Genomic DNA, 17,547 nt, shown 5'->3' with positions numbered 1-17,547 from the left:
CCGTCCCGCCCCCCCCCCCCCCCCGCCGCGTTTGTTGCTCATGGGGGGGGGCGGGCGGGGGGGGGGGCCCCCCCACCCCCCCCCCCCCCCCCCCACAACTACATTCTCGGCACGCCATACCTCATGATTCGGCGCGAGGTCTGTAGTCTGCGAACAGACGTTCGATGGAGGTGTCTGCGTGAGGGTGCTTGGGATCGACCCCGGCCTGACCCGGTGCGGGATGGGCGTGGTCGACGGATCGCTCGGCCGGCCGCTGTCGATGGTGGACGTCGGCGTGATCCGTACGTCCTCCGACCTTCCCGTCTGGGAGCGGCTGGTGAGCATCGAGAAGGGGATCGACGCCTGGATCGAGGAGCATCGGCCCGACGCGGTCGCGATCGAGCGGATCTTCGCGCGCTCGAACGTCTCCACGATCATGGGTACGGCTCAGGCCAGCGGCCTCGCCATGGTCTGCGCCGCCCGGCGCGGTCTGCCGGTCGCCCTGCACACGCCCTCGGAAGTCAAGGCGGCCGTCTCCGGCAACGGCCGGGCCGACAAGGCTCAGGTGACCGCGATGGTGACCCGCATCCTGCGGCTCCCGACGCCGCCGAAGCCCGCCGACGCCGCCGACGCGCTCGCGCTGGCCATCACCCACCAGTGGCGCGGAGGCGCCCAGAACCGCATCGAGGCCGCGCTCGCGGCTGCTGGAAGGCACCCAATGAAAGGGCACCAGAAGTGATCGCGTCCGTGCGCGGCAAGGTCGCCGCCGTCAGTCTCTCCACCGCCATCGTCGAGGTCGGCGGCGTCGGGATCGAGCTGCTCTGCACGCCCAACACGCTGGCCACGCTGCGCACCGGCGAGGAGGCCCACCTGCCGACCAGCCTGGTCGTGCGCGAGGACTCGCTGACCCTGTTCGGATTCACCGATACCGACGAGCGCACCCTCTTCGAGCTGCTCCAGACCGCCTCCGGCGTCGGCCCGAAGCTCGCCCAGGCCATGCTCGCGGTCCTCTCGCCCGACGGCATCCGTCTGGCCATCGCGGGCGAGGAGGCCAAGACCCTCACCAAGGTCCCCGGCATCGGCCAGAAGGGCGCCCAGCGGATCATCCTGGAGCTCAAGGACAGGATCGGCGCACCCACCGGCACCGCCTCCGCCCCAGCGCCCACCGCCGCTGCGGCCCCGTGGCGCGACCAGGTCACCGAGGCCCTCGTCGGCCTGGGCTACAACGCCCGCGACGCCGACAAGGCGGTCACCGCCATCGAGCCCGAGGCCGGCGACCAGGCCAACATCTCGCTGCTGCTCCGGGCGGCTCTACGCACCCTGTCGAAGGCATAAGAAACCATGCACGAGGACGACCTGGACCGGGCCGAGGAGGACTACTTCTCCTCGCTCACCATCGCCGAGGCCGACGGTGACGATCGGGCCGTCGAGGCGGCGCTGCGCCCCAAGACCCTCGACGAGCTGATCGGCCAGCAACGCGTCCGCGAGCAGCTCGGCCTCGTCCTGGAGGCGGCACGGCAGCGTGAGCGGGCCCCCGACCACGTACTCCTGTCCGGGCCGCCGGGGCTCGGCAAGACCACCCTCGCGATGATCATCGCCGCCGAGATGTCGGCGCCCCTGCGGATCACGTCGGGCCCGGCGATCACCCACGCCGGCGACCTGGCCGCGATCCTGAGCGGGCTCAACGAGGGCGAGGTGCTCTTCGTCGACGAGATCCACCGGATGAGCCGACCCGCCGAGGAGATGCTCTACCTGGCGATGGAGGACTTCCGGGTCGACGTGGTCATCGGCAAGGGCCCGGGCGCGACCGCGATCCCGATCGACCTGCCGCCGTTCACGCTGGTCGGCGCGACCACGCGGGCCGGCCTTCTCCCGGGCCCGCTCCGGGACAGGTTCGGCTTCACCGGACACCTCGAGCTCTACGACCCGGCCGACCTCGAGCTGATCGTGCGCCGTTCCGCGGGCCTGCTCGACGTCACCCTCAAGGACGACGGAGCCGCCGAGATCGCCGGCCGCTCCCGAGGCACGCCGCGGATCGCCAACCGACTGCTGCGCCGCGTACGCGACTATGCCCAGGTCAAGGCCGACGGCACGGTCACGCAGCAGATCGCCGAGAAGGCGCTCGATCTCTACGAGGTCGACCCGCTCGGCCTGGACCGCCTCGACCTGGCCGTCCTCGACGCCCTATGCCGCAGGTTCGGCGGTGGCCCGGTGGGCATCTCCACCCTCGCCGTGGCGGTGGGGGAGGAGCGCGAGACGGTCGAGGAGGTGGCCGAGCCGTTCCTGGTGCGCACCGGCTTCCTGGCACGTACGCCGCGGGGCCGGGTCGCGACCCCGGCCGCCTGGGAGCATCTCGGGCTGCCGGTTCCGGCCAACGCCGAGGCTGCGGCCTGGTCCAGGGACACGCTCTGGGATGAGGCCTGATTCACAGTCGCAACCAGGTGCCTGGTTAGACTTGCACGTCGCCGTGCGCCTGCCGGCGACCACTCAGACTGTCGGAGCCGAACCCCCGTGGAATTCCTTCCTTTTATCGTCATCATCGTCCTGTTCTACTTCTTGTTGATCAGGCCGCAGCAGAAGCGTGCGAAGCAGGCGCGTGAGCTCCAGCTCAACCTCCAGCCGGGTGACCGGGTGATGCTGACCGCCGGGCTCTTCGGCACGGTGACGGAGGTCGAGGAGACCACGACGAACATCAAGGTCGAGATCTCCGACGGCGTCGTCATCCAGGTCGTGCGCCAGGCCGTGGCCCAGAAGGTCACCGAGGCGCCCGCGGAGGAGTCCGACGAAGAGTCCATCGAGGAGTCCGGCGAGGAGCGCGAGGTCGAGGCTGCGGCCGAGGAGACCTCCGCCGACGCCGAGAACGTCATCGTGGACCTCGACAAGAAGGACTGACCAACACATGGCACGCAAGAAAGCGCGCCCCGGCCGGACACTCGCACTGCTCTTCTTGGCCATTGCGATCATGTTCGGCGGCATCGCGTTCGCCGGCACCTGGAAGCCCGAGCTGGGCCTCGACCTGCGCGGCGGCACCGAGATCTCGATGACCGCGGAGAACTCCGAGGGCGGATCGGTCCCGAGGGAGAGCCTCGACGAGGCCAAGTCGATCATCGACCAGCGAGTCAACGGCTCCGGCATCACCGGCGGCCGAGTGACCACCGAGGGCAACGACGTCATCAAGGTCTCCATCCCCGGCACCGGCAAGGTGCAGCAGGAGACCGCAGAGCGCGTACGTCAGACCGCGAAGCTCCGCTTCCGCCTGGTCGCCTGCAGCCCGCAGAAGCCCTGTGGCGCCGCGGACTCGAGCGGCTCGATGGTCGAGGACCCCTCGACGAGCACCGTGCCGGGCACCTCCCCGCGCGCGGCGTTCGGCAGCGAGACCGCCAGCGCATCCGAGACCGCGAGCGCTTCGGAGAAGGCCTCGGAGAAGGCGTCCGAGAGCGCCGACCCGAGCGCCAGCCCGTCGGCCTCGGCGGGTGCCGATGCCGAGAAGCGGAGCAAGAACTCGGTCGTCCCGGTCGACGAAGCGGTCGAGTTCATGCGCAACGTCCCGCAGGAGTGGGCGACTGCCTACAACTCCTTCACCTGCCCCGCCCCGGGCGCCGAACCGGCCGAGGACATCGCCGGTGAGCCGCTGCTGACCTGCGACGAGGACGGCGTCCCCTACCTGCTGACTCCGGCAGTGATCGAGGGCACCGAGATCAGCGAGGCCTCCTACGGCATCCCGCAGCAGCAGGCCAACTACGTGGTGACCCTGGACTTCAAGTCCGACGGCAACAAGGTCTTCGCCGACACCACCGGCGCCATCGCCGGCACCGGCGAGCAGTTCGCGATCGTCCTGGACACCCAGGTGATCTCGGCCCCGACCGCTGACTCCCGGATCAGCGGAGGCGCCCAGATCAGCGGCGACTTCACTCAGGAGTCCGCCGCCGCGCTGGCCAACAACCTGAAGTACGGCTCGCTGCCGCTCGACTTCCCCGAGGACGGCATCCAGACCCGGGTGATCGGCCCGACCCTGGCCGGCAACCAGCTCACCGCCGGACTCTGGGCCGGCCTGATCGGTCTGATCCTGGTGGTGATCTTCTCGATCCTCTACTACCGCGCGATGAGCATCGTGGTGATCGGCTCGCTGCTCGTGGCGGGTGCTCTGACGTACGGGATGATCCTGCTGCTCAGCGAGACCGCCGGCGTCACCCTGGACCTTCCGGGCGTGGCCGGTCTGATCGTCGGTATCGGTATCACCGCCGACTCCTTCATCATCCTCTACGAGAGGATGCGTGACGACATGCGTGATGGTCGCTCGATGCGGGTGGCCGTCGACACCGCCTGGGTCCGGGCCCGCAACACGTGTCTGGCCTCCGACGGCGTCTCGTTCCTGGCCGCGTTCGTGCTCTACGTCTTCGCGACCAACGAGGTCAAGGGCTTCGCGTTCATGCTCGGCCTGACCACGATCATCGACGTGCTGGTGTTCTTCTGGTTCACCCACCCGATGACCAAGCTGATGGCCGGTTGGGGCTTCTTCAACAAGGGCCACGTGCTCTCCGGCATGGACAAGCGCGCTATCGGCACCGTCGACGCCCCCACGGGCACCACTCTGGTCGGAGGCAAGGCCTGATGAGCAAGTTCTCCTTCTCCCGGCTCGGCAAGGAGCTCTACACCGGCGAGAAGTCCTTCGACTTCGTCGGTCGCCGGATGCTCTGGTACGCCGTGTCCGCGGTCGTGCTCGTGGCTGTCGTCCTCGGTGTCTGGCTCCAGGGCATCAACCTCGGCATCGACTTCACCGGCGGCACGCGCTACACCGTGACCGTCGCGCAGGCCGACCAGGAGCTCGCCGACGATCTGCGTACGGCGGTCGGTGACACGGCGGTCGAGGCCGCCGACGGCGCCACCGTGCGTACGGCCGGTGGCAAGTCGATCGTCATCGAGACCAAGGCGATCGCCAACAACTCCGAGGCCGACGACTCGATCATGGCGGCGATCACCAAGACCGCCGACGTGGCCGAGGACGACATCAGCCGCACCGGCATCGGCCCCAGCTGGGGCCAGCGGGTCGCCTCCAAGGCGGCCCTCGCGCTGGGCATCTTCCTCGTGGGCGTGGTTCTGTTCATCTGGATCTACTTCCGCGAATGGAAGATGTCGGTCGCGGCCGTCGTCGCGCTGCTCCATGACGTGGTGATCACCGTCGGCGTCTACGCGATCGTCGGGTTCGAGGTGACCCCGGCAACGGTCACCGGCTTCTTGACGATTCTCGGCTATTCGCTCTACGACACCGTGGTGGTCTTCGACAAGGTCAAGGAGAACACCCGCAACCTGTCGCAGAAGAAGCAGACCTACGCCGCCGCGGCCAACCTGGCGGTCAACCAGACCCTGGTCCGGTCGATCAACACCTCGATCATCGGTCTGCTGCCCGTCGTCGCGATCCTCTACGTCAGCACCGTCCAGCTCGGCACCTCCTCGCTGAAGGACATCTCGCTGGTCCTCTTCATCGGTATGGCCGTCGGCACCTACTCCTCGATCTTCATCGCCACCCCGCTGCTGGTGCACCTGAAGTCGAAGGAGAAGGACGTCGTCGACGCCGAGAAGCGTGCCGCCGCGCGGATGAAGGAAGCCGACAAGTACGCCGCGGTCCCGGTCTTCGACGAGGGCATGCCGGTCGCGGAGAGCGACGAGCCGGACGAGCTGCGTGAGTCCGAGGACCTTCACGAGGCCGGCGTGAGCCGGGGCACCAGCCCCAACCGCTCCGCGACCGGTCGGGGCCGCAACGTACCCGACCAGCACCGTGAGGTCTCCGACAGCGGCGCCGCCGGGCGTCCGCAGCCGAAGCGCGAGTCGAGGTCGAAGCGCAAGTGACTGTCTCCGAGACGGCCGCTGGTGGCCGGTCGCTCGAGGAAACCCTCGAGCGGCTGGTCGCCGACGTTCCTGACTTCCCGGAGCCGGGCGTCGGGTTCAAGGACATCACCCCGCTGCTGGCCGACTACGAGGGCTTCACCCAGGTGGTCGAGGCGCTCGCCGCTCCGGGGCGCGATGCCGACGGCAACGTGAGCGTGACCAAGGTGCTCGGCATGGAGTCGCGAGGCTTCATCCTCGGCGCTCCCGCGGCCCTGCACCTCGGTGTGGGCTTCGTGCCCGTACGCAAGGCCGGCAAGCTGCCCCGCGAGACCCACGCGGTCTCCTACTCGCTGGAGTACGGCGAGGCCACCCTGGAGCTCCACACCGACGCGGTCGCGCCGGGGGAGCGGGTGCTGGTCATCGACGACGTCCTCGCGACCGGCGGCACCGCGGCCGCCACGATCGAGCTCGTCGAGCGTTGCGGCGGAGTCGTCGTTGGCGTCTCGGTGCTGCTCGAGCTCGGCTTCCTCGACCCGCGCAGCAAGCTGCCGGACACGCAGGTGCACGCACTGCTGGTCAGTTGACAGGTCCATTCTGCAGGTGCCGTCCTAGCCAACGCTCCGGGTGCGGCCGGTAGACTCGGGACATGGCAGAGGATCGCATCGTCGCGCAGCCTCGTGCGCACAACATCGAGGCGCGGGAGAGCAGTGGCCCGGCCCCGTCGGGCCGCAGCGTCCGTGCGCGCCTGGCCCGGATCGGCGGACGCGGCACGCCGGGCAATCCTGTGCTGGAGCCGTTGTTCCGGGCGGTAAGGTCCAACCACCCGAAGGCTGACCTAGCCCTGCTCGAGCGGGCCTACGTCACCGCCGAGCGCCTTCACGGCACGCAGATGCGCAAGAGCGGCGACCCCTACATCACCCACCCGCTCGCGGTGACCACGATCCTCGCCGAGCTCGGCATGACCGAGCCGACCCTGGTGGCGGCGCTGCTCCACGACACCGTCGAGGACACGCCCTACACGCTCAAGGAGCTCACCCGGGACTTCGGTGAGGAGGTCGCCCACCTCGTCGACGGTGTCACCAAGCTCGACAAGGTCACCTACGGCGACTCCGCGCAGGCCGAGACGATCCGCAAGATGGTCGTGGCGATGTCGCGCGACATCCGGGTGCTGGTGATCAAGCTCGCCGACCGGCTGCACAACATGCGTACGCTGCGCTACGTCCCGCAGAAGAGCCAGGAGCGCAGCGCTCGCGAGACCCTCGACATCTACGCTCCGCTGGCCCACCGGCTCGGCATGAACACCATCAAGTTCGAGCTCGAGGACCTCGCCTTCGCGACCCTCTACCCGAAGATGTACGACGAGCTCGTCCGCCTCGTCGCCGACCGCAACCCGTCACGGGAGAAGTTCCTGGCCCAGGTCATCGACCAGGTCGAGCGTGACCTGCACGAGGCCCGGATCAAGGCGACCGTCACCGGTCGACCGAAGCACTACTACTCGATCTACCAGAAGATGATCGTCGGCGGTAAGGACTTCTCCGACATCAACGACCTGGTCGGCATCCGGATCCTGGTCGAGGACGAGCGCGACTGCTATTCCGTCCTCGGCATCCTGCACTCGCGGTGGAACCCCGTCCTGGGGCGTTTCAAGGACTACATCGCGATGCCGAAGTTCAACATGTACCAGTCGCTGCACACCACCGTGATCGGCCCGCAGGGCAAGCCGGTCGAGCTGCAGATCCGCACCTTCGCGATGCACCGCCGCGCCGAGTTCGGCGTCGCCGCCCACTGGAAGTACAAGGAGGACGGCCGCGCCGGTGTCGACACCGACCGGCCGATGGACAACGACATGAGCTGGGTCAAGCAGCTCATGGACTGGCAGTCGGAGGTCAACGACCCCGGCGAGTTCCTGGAGTCGCTGCGCTTCGAGATGAAGCGCACCGAGGTCTACGTCTTCACGCCCAAGGGCGACGTGATCGCGCTGCCCGCCGACGCGACCCCGGTCGACTTCGCGTACGCCGTGCACACCGAAGTCGGCAACAAGACCATCGGCGCCCGGGTCAACGGCCGTCTGGTGCCGTTGGAGTCGACCCTGGAGAGCGGCGACGTCGTGGAGGTCTTCACCTCCAAGTCGCCCAACGCCGGCCCGTCGCGCGACTGGGCCTCCTTCGTCAAGTCCAACCGGGCCAAGGCGAAGATCCGGCAGTGGCACACCCGCGAGCGCCGCGACGAGGCCATCGAGAAGGGCCAGGACGCGATCGCCCGGCTGATGCGCAAGGAGGGCCTGCCCCTCAAGCGGCTGATGTCGCGCGAGTCCCTCATGCTCGCCGCCGACCACTTCGACCTCGCCGACGTCGACGCGCTCTACGCCGCGGTCGGTGAGAGCCACCTCTCCGCCCAGGCGGTCGTACGCCGCGTCATCGAGGACCACGGCGGCGACGAAGGTGCCGCCGAGGACCTCGCCGAGGCCATCAACGTCGGCCGCAGGCGCCACGGCAAGGTCTCCACAGCCAACTCCGACGCCGGTGTGATCGTCAAGGGTTCCCCCGACGTCTGGGTCAAGCTCGCCAAGTGCTGCACACCGGTGCCCGGCGACGACATCCTCGGCTTCGTGACCAAGGGCGGGGGAGTCTCCGTCCACCGCACCGACTGCACCAACGCCGCCGAGCTCCGCTCCCACCCCGAGCGCCTGCTCGAGGTCGAGTGGGGCTCCACCTCCAACTCGGTCTTCCTGGTCAACATCCAGGTCGAGGCGCTGGACCGGGCCCGGCTCCTCTCCGACATCACGATGGCGCTCTCGGATGCCCACGTGAACATCCTGAGCGCCCAGCTCACCACCACCCGCGACCGCGTCGCGAAGTCCCGGTTCTCCTTCGAGATGGCCGACTCCAAGCACCTCGACACCGTCTTGAAGCAGGTACGCACCGTCCCCGGCGTCTTCGACGCCTACCGCGTCACCCAATAGAAGTCACCCAGTGAAAGTGAGCATCTCGTGGATCCGTTCACCTGGTTTCTGATCGCCGCAGGCGTCGTCTTCATCGGCGCGATCGTGTGGGTGGTGCTGAGAAAGCCGACAGGAGGCATCGACGATTCCCAGGCGTCCCGAAACAGAGGACAGGCCTTGGGCGAGGCCGAATATCAGGGCCGACCGCACCACGGCGGTTCCGACGGCGGGATCTCCGGCGTCCTGTGACCATCACCGAGTCAGCGCGTCGAAGGTCGCGTCGGCTCGGAGGCCGAGAGAGACGCCAGTCGAGCCCGAAGACGTCCGCCAGGCCCAGAAGGGAAATGTCGGCCAAGGGCGACTACTACGGCGGCCTGTGAGAAACCGAGTCGTCGCAAACTGACGCCGCAACCTGCCGAGTCGGCGCGTTATGACGCGCCGACTCGGCAGGTTCTCTGGTCAAGATGAGCCGAGTCGGGGTGAGGGTCAGCTGAAGTCGGCGCTGGCGCGCTTGGCCATCTCCAGGAACTGACGGCGCGACTCGAGGTTCTCCTCGAGGCTCTTGATCTTGCGGGCGTCACCCGAGGTCTGCGCCTTGGCGAGGTCGCTCTCGACCTGGGCGATGGCCTCCTCGAGCTTGGCGATCATGTCGTCGGCTCGGGCGGACTTCTCCGGGTCGGACTTGCGCCACTGGTCGTCCTCGGCGGACTTGATGGCCTGCTCGACCTTGCGCATCGCGCCCTCGAGCTCCTTGATGCGGTCGCGCGGGACCTTGCCGGCCTCGTCCCAGCGCTCGGCGATGTCACGGAAGGAGCGCTTGACGCTGTCGAGGTCGTCGCCCTTCTCCACGAGCGGGAGAAGCTCCTGCGCCTCGACGAGCAGCCCTTCCTTGACCACGGCGTTCTGCGCGAACTCGGCGTCGAGCGCCGCGTTGGCGTCGTCACGGGCACCGAAGAAGACGTCCTGGGCGGCCCGGAACTGCTTCCAGAGCTTGTCGTCGACGTCCTTGGGCGCCGGCCCGGCGGCCTTCCAGTCGCGCATCAGGTCGCGGTAGCGCCCGGCGGTGGGGCCCCAGTCGGTGGAGGCGGAGAGCTGCTCGGCCTCGACGATGATCCGCTCCTTGATCACCTTGGCGTCCTCGCGCCGGGCGTTGAGCTCGGCGAAGTGGGCCTTGCGGCGCCGCGTGTAGGCGGTGCGTGCGGTCGAGAAGCGTCGCCACAGCGCGTCGTCGGACCCGCGGTCGATGCGGGGGAGCGCCTTCCACTGGTCGAGCAGCTCACGCAGCCGGTTGGCACCGTTGCGCCAGTCGTTGCTCTGGGCCAGCTTCTCGGCCTCGGCGACGAGAGCCTCCTTGGCGACCTTCGCCTCGGCCGCCTTCGCGGCCCGCTCTGCCTTGCGGGCCTCGCGCTGGGTGGCGATGACCGGAGCGAGAGCCTCCAGCCGGGCCACCAGCGAGGCCAGATCACCGACCGCGTTGGCGTCGGTCACCTTCTCCACGACGGTCTTGACCGCCGCGGTCGCCTCGTCGGGCGACGTCTTACCCGCATGCACGCGCCGCTCGAGCTGCTCGACCTCGAAGGCGAGCTGGTCGAACCGGTTGGTGAAGAAGGCAAGCGCCTCCTCTGGCGTGCCTTCCGGGTATTGCCCCACGGAACGTTCGCCCTCAGCGGTCTTCACGTAGACCGTTCCGTCTTCCTCGACCCGACCCCACTGCTCGCTGGTCACAATGTCCCTACTCTTCGCATGAGGCGCTAACCTCTTATGAAATCTCCCCCGCCGGACACCGTGCTCGTCACAGTCCCGGTCGGCTCAACTTGCAGGTCCCCGCGGTGTCCCGGCACACCTCGGGATGCCCATCGTAGTCAGACGCCACGATGCGGCGCTGCACTGTACCGCTGGATAGGGTGTTTCTCGTGTTGATCGCAGGCTTTCCCGCCGGTCCGTGGGGCACCAACTGCTACGTCGCCGCCACCGGTCCGGGCACCGAGTGTGTCGTGATCGACCCCGGGAAGGATGCGGCGAAGGGCATCGAGGAGATCGTCCGGGAGCAGCGCCTCAAGCCGGTCGCCGTGCTCCTCACCCACGGCCACGTCGACCACATGTGGTCCGTGACCCCGGTGAGCAAGACGTACGACTCCACGGCCTGGATCCACCCCAACGACCGTCACCTCCTCGCCGATCCGCTCCAGGGGATCTCGCCGGAGTCGGCGCAGATGCTGCTGGGCATGCCGCAGGGGACCTACGACTTCGTGGAGCCCGACGATGTCCGTGAGCTCGTCGACGGCCAGGCCATCGATCTGGCCGGGATGAGCTTCCTGATCGACCATACGCCCGGGCATACCGAGGGATCGGTCACCTTCCGGACTCCCTACCCCGACCACGCCGAGGTCAGTGACGTGATGTTCTCCGGCGACCTGCTCTTCGCGGGCAGCATCGGGCGTACGGACCTCCCCGGCGGTGACCACGCCACGATGCTGCAGTCCCTGACCACCAAGGTGCTGCCCCTCGCCGACGACATCGTGGTGCTCCCCGGCCATGGCGAACAGACCTCGATCGGGCGCGAGCGCGCCACCAACCCGTTTCTTCAGGACCTGATCACCACACCATGAACAAGCCAACACCGCTCTCCGGGTTCCCGGAGTTCCTTCCGAGCCAGCGCACCGTCGAGCGCGAGGTCATCGCGACTCTGAGCCACACCTTCGAGCTGCACGGCTTCGGCAACATCGAGACCCGCGCCGTCGAGCCGATGGACCAGCTGCTGCGAAAGGGCGACACCAGCAAAGAGGTGTACGTCCTCAAGCGGCTCCAGGAGCAGGACGAGTCTCGCGACAAGGGCATGGGGCTCCACTTCGACCTCACCGTCCCCTTCGCCCGCTACGTGCTCGAGAACGCCGGCAAGCTGGAGTTCCCCTTCCGCCGCTACCAGATCCAGAAGGTCTGGCGAGGTGAGCGCCCTCAGGAGGGCCGCTTCCGCGAGTTCGCGCAGGCCGACATCGACATCGTCGGCCGCGACACGCTCCCGTTCCACCACGACGTCGAGGTCGCCCGAGTCATGCTCGAGGCGCTCGGCAAGCTGACCTTCCTGCCCGGGTTCACGCTCCAGGTCAACAACCGCAAGCTGATCCAGGGCTTCTACGCCGGCCTCGGCGCCCCCGACGTCGAGGAGACCATGCGGCTCATCGACAAGCTCGACAAGATGCCCGCCGACGAGGTCGGCAAGCTGCTGGTCTCCGAGGCCGGGCTGAGCGACGAGCAGGCCGCGAAGTGCCTCGAGCTCGCCACGATCACCGCCACCGACGACTCCTTCGTGGAGAAGGTCCGTGCCCTCGGCGTCGAGAGCGAGCTGTTCGAGGAGGGCCTGACCGAGCTGGCCACGCTGATCACCGCCACCGCGCCGCTCAACACCGACTCCGTACGCGTCGTGGCCGACCTGAGCATCGCCAGGGGCCTGGACTACTACACCGGCACCGTCTTCGAGACCCGCCTCGACGGCTACGAGTCCCTGGGCAGCATCTGCTCGGGTGGCCGCTACGACGCGCTCGCCAGCGATGGCAAGACGACCTACCCGGGCGTCGGGATCTCGCTCGGCGTGAGCCGCGTCCTGGTGCCGCTGGTGGCCAAGGGCGTGCTCGACGGGGACCGCAAGGTCCCGAGCACCGTGCTGGTCGCCGTCGCCGACGAGGAGAGCAGGGCGGAGGCCGATTCGGCGGCCCAGCAGCTGCGCGCTCACAATGTTGCCTGCGAGGTCTCGCCGAACGCCGCCAAGTTCGGCAAGCAGATCCGCTTCGCGGAGCGCCGCGGCATCCCGTACGTCCTCTTCGCGACCGAAGGCGGCTACGAGATCAAGGACATCCGCACCGGCGATCAGGTCCCGGCCGACCCGGCCACCTGGACGCCGCAGAACGAGAGCGACCTGAAGCCCCAGGTCGTCGCGAACAACGAGGAGAAGAAGTGATCCGCACCCACGACGCCGGCACCCTGCGTGCCGAGCACGTCGGCCAGACTGTGACCCTCGCCGGCTGGGTAGGCCGTCGACGCGATCACGGCGGGGTCGCGTTCCTCGATCTGCGTGAGTCCAGCGGCGTGGTCCAGGTCGTCGTGCGCGACGAGGAGATCGCCCACGCGCTCCGCAACGAATACTGCATCAAGGTCACCGGCGAGGTCGTCGCGCGCACCGAGGAGAACCGCAACCCCAACCTCGCCACCGGCGAGATCGAGATCGTCGCGAAGGACCTCGAGGTCCTCAGCGCGGCCGCGGCCCTCCCGTTCCCGATCGACGACCACGTCGAGGTCGGCGAGGACGTACGTTTCAAGCACCGCTACCTCGACCTGCGCCGCACCGCGCCCGGCAACGCCATCCGGCTGCGCTCGAAGGCCAACAAGGCCGCCCGCGACGTGCTGGCCGGTCACGACTTCGTCGAGATCGAGACCCCGACGCTGACCCGCAGCACGCCCGAGGGTGCCCGTGACTTCCTGGTCCCGGCCCGCCTGCAGCCGGGCTCGTGGTACGCGCTGCCGCAGTCCCCGCAGCTGTTCAAGCAGCTGCTCATGGTCGGTGGCATGGAGCGCTACTACCAGCTGGCCCGCGCCTACCGCGACGAGGACTTCCGCGCCGACCGGCAGCCGGAGTTCACCCAGCTCGACATCGAGATGAGCTTCGTCGAGCAGGACGACGTGATCGCGCTGGGCGAGGAGATCGTCGCGGCGCTGTGGAAGCTGATCGGCTACGACGTGCCGCTCCCGCTGCCGCGGATGACCTACGCCGACGCGATGGCCAAGTACGGCTCGGACAAGCCCGACCTGCGCTTCGGCATCGAGATCACCGAGTGCACCGACTACTTCTCCGAGACGACGTTCCGCGTCTTCCAGGCGCCCTACGTCGGCGCCGTGGTGATGCCGGGCGGCGCGAGCCAGCCGCGGCGCCAGCTCGACGGTTGGCAGGACTGGGCCAAGCAGCGTGGCGCCAGGGGCCTGGCGTACGTCCTGGTCCAGGAGGACGGCTCGCTGACCGGTCCGGTCGCCAAGAACCTCTCCGAGACCGAGGCCGCCGGACTGGCCGCTCACGTCGGCGCCAACCCCGGCGACTGCATCTTCTTCGCCGCCGGCGCGCCCAAGTCGAGCCGCTCCCTGCTGGGTGCCGCCCGGCTGGAGATCGGCAACCGTCTCGACCTTCGTAAGGACGGCGACTGGAGCTTCCTGTGGGTCGTCGACGCGCCGCTGCTCGAGCCGGCCTCCGAGGCCGTCGAGTCCGGTGACGTCGCGGTCGGTGCGGGGGAGTGGACCGCGGTCCACCACGCCTTCACCAGCCCGCAGGACGTCGAGGGCTTCGACAAGGACCCCGGCAACGCGCTCGCCTGGGCCTACGACATCGTCTGCAACGGCAACGAGATCGGTGGCGGTTCGATCCGTATCCACCGCGAGGACATCCAGAAGCGGGTCTTCGACCTGATGGGGATCGGCGAGGAGGCGGCCGAGGAGAAGTTCGGCTTCCTGCTCGACGCGTTCAAGTTCGGCGCTCCGCCGCACGGTGGCATCGCCTTCGGCTGGGACCGCGTCGTCGCCCTCCTTGCCGGCACCGACTCGATCCGCGACGTCATCGCCTTCCCGAAGACGGGTGCCGGCTACGACCCGCTCACCGCCGCTCCGGCGCCGATCACCCCCGAGCAGCGCAAGGAGGCGGGCGTCGACGCCAAGCCTGCCGCCGAGGGCGAATCGGCGAACTGAGCCCACCTCGGCTGAATCCAACAGAGTCTCCGGGACCGGTCCGCCGGTCCCGGAGACTCTTGGCATTCTCTAAGGAATTGCGAGAAGGCATCCCGATCTGCCGTATCACTGGTTGAAATCGGATCGTTACCGGTCCGGGGCGCATCCTGGCAAAAGGATCACATAGAGTTCCATCCGTCGACCTCGTGGGTCGGACGCTGCCGTGCGACGGCGGCACCCACAAATACGACTAGACAGAGGAACCATGAGCGAATCGGCCACCGTGTTCGAAGGTGAAGAACTCTCGGGTGGATCGACACCTTCTGCTTCGCCTGAGGAGGCGAAGAAGATCGCCGGCAAGTCCCCGATGAAGCTGGCATGGATGCGGCTTCGCAAGGACAAGTTGACGATGGTGTCGCTGACGGTGGTCATCCTGGTGGTCCTGGCTGCCGTCCTGGCCCCCCTTCTCGTCAAGATGGGCGTGCTGGACCCGTTCAGCTACAACCAGGACCTGCTCGACGCCAACACCATCCCCGAGGGCAGGTTCAGCGGCGCGAGCGCCGCACACCCGCTCGGCGTGGAGCCCGGCACCGGCCGCGACGCGTTGTCCCGGTTCTGGTACGGCATCACGTTCTCGCTGATCATCGCCCTCACCGCCGCCATCTTGTCGGTGGTCATCGGCGCGATCGTCGGGATCATCTCCGGCTTCAGCGGTGGCTGGGTCGACGCAGGCCTGAGCCGCTTCACCGACCTGACGCTCTCGTTCCCTTCGACGATGATGCTGCTGGCGCTCTCGGCGCTCGGCCTCGAGCTCATCCAGATGGTGACGGGACTACCCAACGGCCCATTTGTCCAGGGGATCTACTGCACCGTGGTGCTCGCGATCTTCGGCTGGACCAGCACCGCCCGCGTGGTCCGAGGACAGGTCCTCTCGATCAAGCAACGAGAGTTCGTCGAGGCGGCGATCGTCCTGGGTGCCTCGAAGTCGCGGATCTACTTCAAGGAGATCCTGCCGAACCTGTGGGCCCCGCTGCTGGTCCTGGTCACCCTGATGATGCCGGCCTACATCTCGGCCGAGGCGGCACTGAGCTACCTCCAGGTCGGTGTGAAGCCGCCGACGCCCACGCTCGGCAACGTGCTCACCGACTCGTTGAAGTACGCGCAGGTGGACCCGTTCTACTTCTTCATGCCCGCGATCATCATCGCGACGATCGTGATCTCGTTCAACCTTCTCGGGGACGGGTTGCGAGACGCCCTTGACCCCAAGGGTGACAGGTGAGCCTCGGGGCTCCGTCCACACACAGGTGACCCGCCCGGGACACCGTTACGGCGTCAGTTGTCAGAGGCTGACGGCGACCACACCAAGGAGAAACGAATGCTCAAGAAGCGAGCTAAGTACGTAGCGGTCAGTGCCGCTGGCGTGCTCGGTCTTTCGCTGGGCCTGGCTGCCTGTGGCGGCGGGGACGGCGGCGGCTCGAGCTCGGCAAGCACGCTGACCATCGTCGCTGAGGACCCGATCGACCACCTGGACCCGCAGCGTATCTACGTCGGTGAGACCATCTCGCACACCACGCGTCTGGTCTACCGCAAGCTGCTCTCGAACCCGGCGTCGACCGACCCCAAGGTCTCGAGCAAGCCGATCCCCGACCTGGCCACCGACGAGGGCACCTCGACCGAGGGCGCCAAGACCTGGTCGTTCACGATCAAGGACGGCGTGAAGTGGCAGGACGGCTCCGACATCACGTGTGAGGACTTCGCCTACGGCGCCTCGCGCAACTTCGCCGCCGACGAGCTCACCGGTGGTCCGGGCTTCTACCTGACCGCGAAGCTCGCGCTCAAGGGTGAGTACCCCGGCCCCTACACCGCGACGCCGGAGCAGCAGGCCGACTTCGACCAGGCGGTGACTTGCGACGGCAAGACCATCACCTACAAGTTCAAGTCGCCGTGGCCGGACTTCCCGCTGGCGATCTCGTCGCTGCACATGATGGACCCCTACAAGGAGTCCGAGGACAAGGGCGCCAAGAACGACGACGTCATCTTCTCCAACGGCCCCTACAAGGTCGACACCTGGAACGCCCAGAAGGGCGGCACCCTGGTGCGTAACGACGAGTACGACCCGGAGACCGACGACAAGTCGCTCCGTGAGGCGAAGCCGGACAAGGTTGTCTTCAAGTTCGGTGAGAAGGCCACGACCACCTACGAGAAGCTCTTCTCCGACAGCCCCGACTCGCAGGCGACCATCGTCAGCGGCTCGCGCGTCCCGCCGGAGTTCTACCCGCGTCTGACCGAGGCCGGCGTCAAGGACCGCTACACCCAGGTCCAGTCGCCTTACGTCGACTACCTGGTGCCGAACCAGAACCAGATGAAGGACCCGAAGGTCCGTCAGGCGCTGGCGGTCGCGACCAACGTCGAGTCCTGGATCGCCGCCGGTGGTGGCGAGAAGGCCTACACCCCGGCCGACTCGATCGTGAACCCGGCCGTTCCGGGCTACGTCGCCAACCCGGCGTACAAGGACCGCAACCTCAAGGGCGACCCGGCCGCTGCCAAGAAGCTGCTCGCCGAGGCCGGTGCCAAGACGCCGTACCCGATCACCTTCACCTACCCGCAGAGCGACACCGCTGACAAGCAGGCCGCCGCGCTGGTCGAGGGCTGGGAGGCCGCCGGCTTCAAGGTCACCCTGGACCCGCTGGGCGACGTCTACTACTCCAACATCCAGAAGCCTTCCAACAAGGCCGACGTGATGTGGGGCGGTTGGGGTGCCGACTGGGGCTCCGCGATGACCGTCACCGCGGCGCTGTTCGACAGCCGTCAGATCGAGAAGTCGACCAACGGCCAGAACTACGGCAACTACAACAACCCGGCGGTCGACAAGCTGTTCGACCAGGCCGCCAACTCCGCCACCATCGAGGAGCAGAACAAGTTCCTCCAGGAGGCAGACGCGGTCATGGGTGAGGACGTCGCCTACATCCCGCTGGAGATCGCGACCTTCAACTGGGTCAACGGCTCCAAGGTGAAGGACTTCATCACCACCGATGCCTCCTCGTCCTACCCGGACCTGGGGCCCATCGACGTCGAGGACTGATCCTTCAGCTCCGCAA

Annotated in this window: 15 protein-coding genes; 14 read left to right on the top strand and 1 reads right to left on the bottom strand. The window is 67.9% G+C overall.

What is annotated here, in order from left to right:
- Positions 1-178 precede the first annotated feature (178 nt).
- The 9 genes from ruvC to ACIRON_RS11740 all read left to right on the top strand — a co-directional run bounded on the left by ruvC (position 179) and on the right by ACIRON_RS11740 (position 8,995).
- Positions 179-718 (top strand): crossover junction endodeoxyribonuclease RuvC, encoded by a 540-nt coding sequence (gene ruvC, locus ACIRON_RS11780; RefSeq protein WP_091042380.1) that lies wholly within the window; start codon positions 179-181, stop codon positions 716-718.
- The gene (gene ruvA, locus ACIRON_RS11775; protein ID WP_402992485.1) at positions 715-1,314 is read left to right on the top strand and encodes a Holliday junction branch migration protein RuvA; all 600 of its coding nucleotides are present in this window, start codon (positions 715-717) and stop codon (positions 1,312-1,314) included. Before ruvC ends, ruvA begins: the two co-directional genes overlap by 4 nt.
- 6 nt (positions 1,315-1,320) lie before the next feature.
- The gene (ruvB, locus tag ACIRON_RS11770; protein WP_091041244.1) at positions 1,321-2,403 is read left to right on the top strand and encodes a Holliday junction branch migration DNA helicase RuvB; all 1,083 of its coding nucleotides are present in this window, start codon (positions 1,321-1,323) and stop codon (positions 2,401-2,403) included.
- Positions 2,404-2,490: 87 nt separating this feature from the next.
- The gene (gene yajC, locus ACIRON_RS11765) at positions 2,491-2,871 is read left to right on the top strand and encodes a preprotein translocase subunit YajC (protein ID WP_402992484.1); all 381 of its coding nucleotides are present in this window, start codon (positions 2,491-2,493) and stop codon (positions 2,869-2,871) included.
- Between the two features lie 7 nt (positions 2,872-2,878).
- Complete coding sequence (gene secD / locus ACIRON_RS11760) at positions 2,879-4,591, top strand: protein translocase subunit SecD (protein ID WP_402992483.1); 1,713 nt, start codon at positions 2,879-2,881, stop codon at positions 4,589-4,591.
- Positions 4,591-5,826, top strand: coding sequence for a protein translocase subunit SecF (gene secF, locus ACIRON_RS11755; RefSeq protein ID WP_402992482.1), 1,236 nt, complete (start codon positions 4,591-4,593; stop codon positions 5,824-5,826). Before secD ends, secF begins: the two co-directional genes overlap by 1 nt.
- Positions 5,823-6,389, top strand: a complete 567-nt coding sequence (locus ACIRON_RS11750; protein ID WP_402992481.1) for an adenine phosphoribosyltransferase — start codon at positions 5,823-5,825, stop codon at positions 6,387-6,389. Before secF ends, ACIRON_RS11750 begins: the two co-directional genes overlap by 4 nt.
- Positions 6,390-6,451: 62 nt before the next feature.
- A complete protein-coding gene (locus ACIRON_RS11745) occupies positions 6,452-8,767 on the top strand; it encodes a bifunctional (p)ppGpp synthetase/guanosine-3',5'-bis(diphosphate) 3'-pyrophosphohydrolase (RefSeq protein WP_091041252.1) in 2,316 nt (771 codons plus the stop codon).
- A gap of 27 nt (positions 8,768-8,794) precedes the next feature.
- The gene (locus tag ACIRON_RS11740) at positions 8,795-8,995 is read left to right on the top strand and encodes a hypothetical protein (RefSeq protein ID WP_402992480.1); all 201 of its coding nucleotides are present in this window, start codon (positions 8,795-8,797) and stop codon (positions 8,993-8,995) included.
- A 237-nt stretch (positions 8,996-9,232) separates the two neighbouring features.
- On the opposite strand, the gene ACIRON_RS11735 is transcribed toward ACIRON_RS11740, so the two are convergent.
- Positions 9,233-10,471 carry a DUF349 domain-containing protein gene (locus ACIRON_RS11735; RefSeq protein WP_402992479.1) on the bottom strand — a complete coding sequence of 413 codons (1,239 nt, stop codon included), beginning with the start codon at positions 10,469-10,471 and terminating at the stop codon, positions 9,233-9,235.
- A gap of 188 nt (positions 10,472-10,659) precedes the next feature.
- On the opposite strand from ACIRON_RS11735, the gene ACIRON_RS11730 reads away from it, so the two are divergent.
- The 5 genes from ACIRON_RS11730 to ACIRON_RS11710 all read left to right on the top strand — a co-directional run bounded on the left by ACIRON_RS11730 (position 10,660) and on the right by ACIRON_RS11710 (position 17,531).
- On the top strand, positions 10,660-11,355 hold the full coding sequence (locus tag ACIRON_RS11730) for an MBL fold metallo-hydrolase (protein ID WP_402992478.1): 696 nt from the start codon (positions 10,660-10,662) through the stop codon (positions 11,353-11,355).
- On the top strand, positions 11,352-12,701 hold the full coding sequence (hisS, locus tag ACIRON_RS11725; RefSeq protein WP_402992477.1) for a histidine--tRNA ligase: 1,350 nt from the start codon (positions 11,352-11,354) through the stop codon (positions 12,699-12,701). Before ACIRON_RS11730 ends, hisS begins: the two co-directional genes overlap by 4 nt.
- Positions 12,698-14,470, top strand: coding sequence for an aspartate--tRNA ligase (gene aspS / locus ACIRON_RS11720; RefSeq protein WP_402992476.1), 1,773 nt, complete (start codon positions 12,698-12,700; stop codon positions 14,468-14,470). The genes hisS and aspS overlap by 4 nt, the downstream gene beginning before the upstream one ends.
- A gap of 244 nt (positions 14,471-14,714) precedes the next feature.
- Complete coding sequence (locus ACIRON_RS11715) at positions 14,715-15,728, top strand: ABC transporter permease (protein ID WP_402992475.1); 1,014 nt, start codon at positions 14,715-14,717, stop codon at positions 15,726-15,728.
- Between the two features lie 96 nt (positions 15,729-15,824).
- Complete coding sequence (locus ACIRON_RS11710; RefSeq protein ID WP_402992474.1) at positions 15,825-17,531, top strand: ABC transporter substrate-binding protein; 1,707 nt, start codon at positions 15,825-15,827, stop codon at positions 17,529-17,531.
- Positions 17,532-17,547 lie beyond the last annotated feature (16 nt).

Source organism: Nocardioides sp. NPDC101246 (assembly GCF_044767415.1).
Lineage (GTDB): Bacteria > Actinomycetota > Actinomycetes > Propionibacteriales > Nocardioidaceae > Nocardioides.
The sequence above is the reverse complement of the archived record's forward strand: the minus strand, read 5'-3'. Positions and strand labels throughout refer to the sequence as shown.

What these genes read in the sequence shown, in the direction of transcription:
- ruvB (WP_091041244.1), top strand. Translation starts at nt 1,321, where the DNA reads ATGCACGAGGACGACCTGGACCGGGCCGAGGAGGACTACTTCTCCTCG.
- secD (WP_402992483.1), top strand. Translation starts at nt 2,879, where the DNA reads ATGGCACGCAAGAAAGCGCGCCCCGGCCGGACACTCGCACTGCTCTTC.
- secF (WP_402992482.1), top strand. Translation starts at nt 4,591, where the DNA reads ATGAGCAAGTTCTCCTTCTCCCGGCTCGGCAAGGAGCTCTACACCGGC.
- ACIRON_RS11745 (WP_091041252.1), top strand. Translation starts at nt 6,452, where the DNA reads ATGGCAGAGGATCGCATCGTCGCGCAGCCTCGTGCGCACAACATCGAG.
- hisS (WP_402992477.1), top strand. Translation starts at nt 11,352, where the DNA reads ATGAACAAGCCAACACCGCTCTCCGGGTTCCCGGAGTTCCTTCCGAGC.
- ACIRON_RS11715 (WP_402992475.1), top strand. Translation starts at nt 14,715, where the DNA reads ATGAGCGAATCGGCCACCGTGTTCGAAGGTGAAGAACTCTCGGGTGGA.
- ACIRON_RS11710 (WP_402992474.1), top strand. Translation starts at nt 15,825, where the DNA reads ATGCTCAAGAAGCGAGCTAAGTACGTAGCGGTCAGTGCCGCTGGCGTG.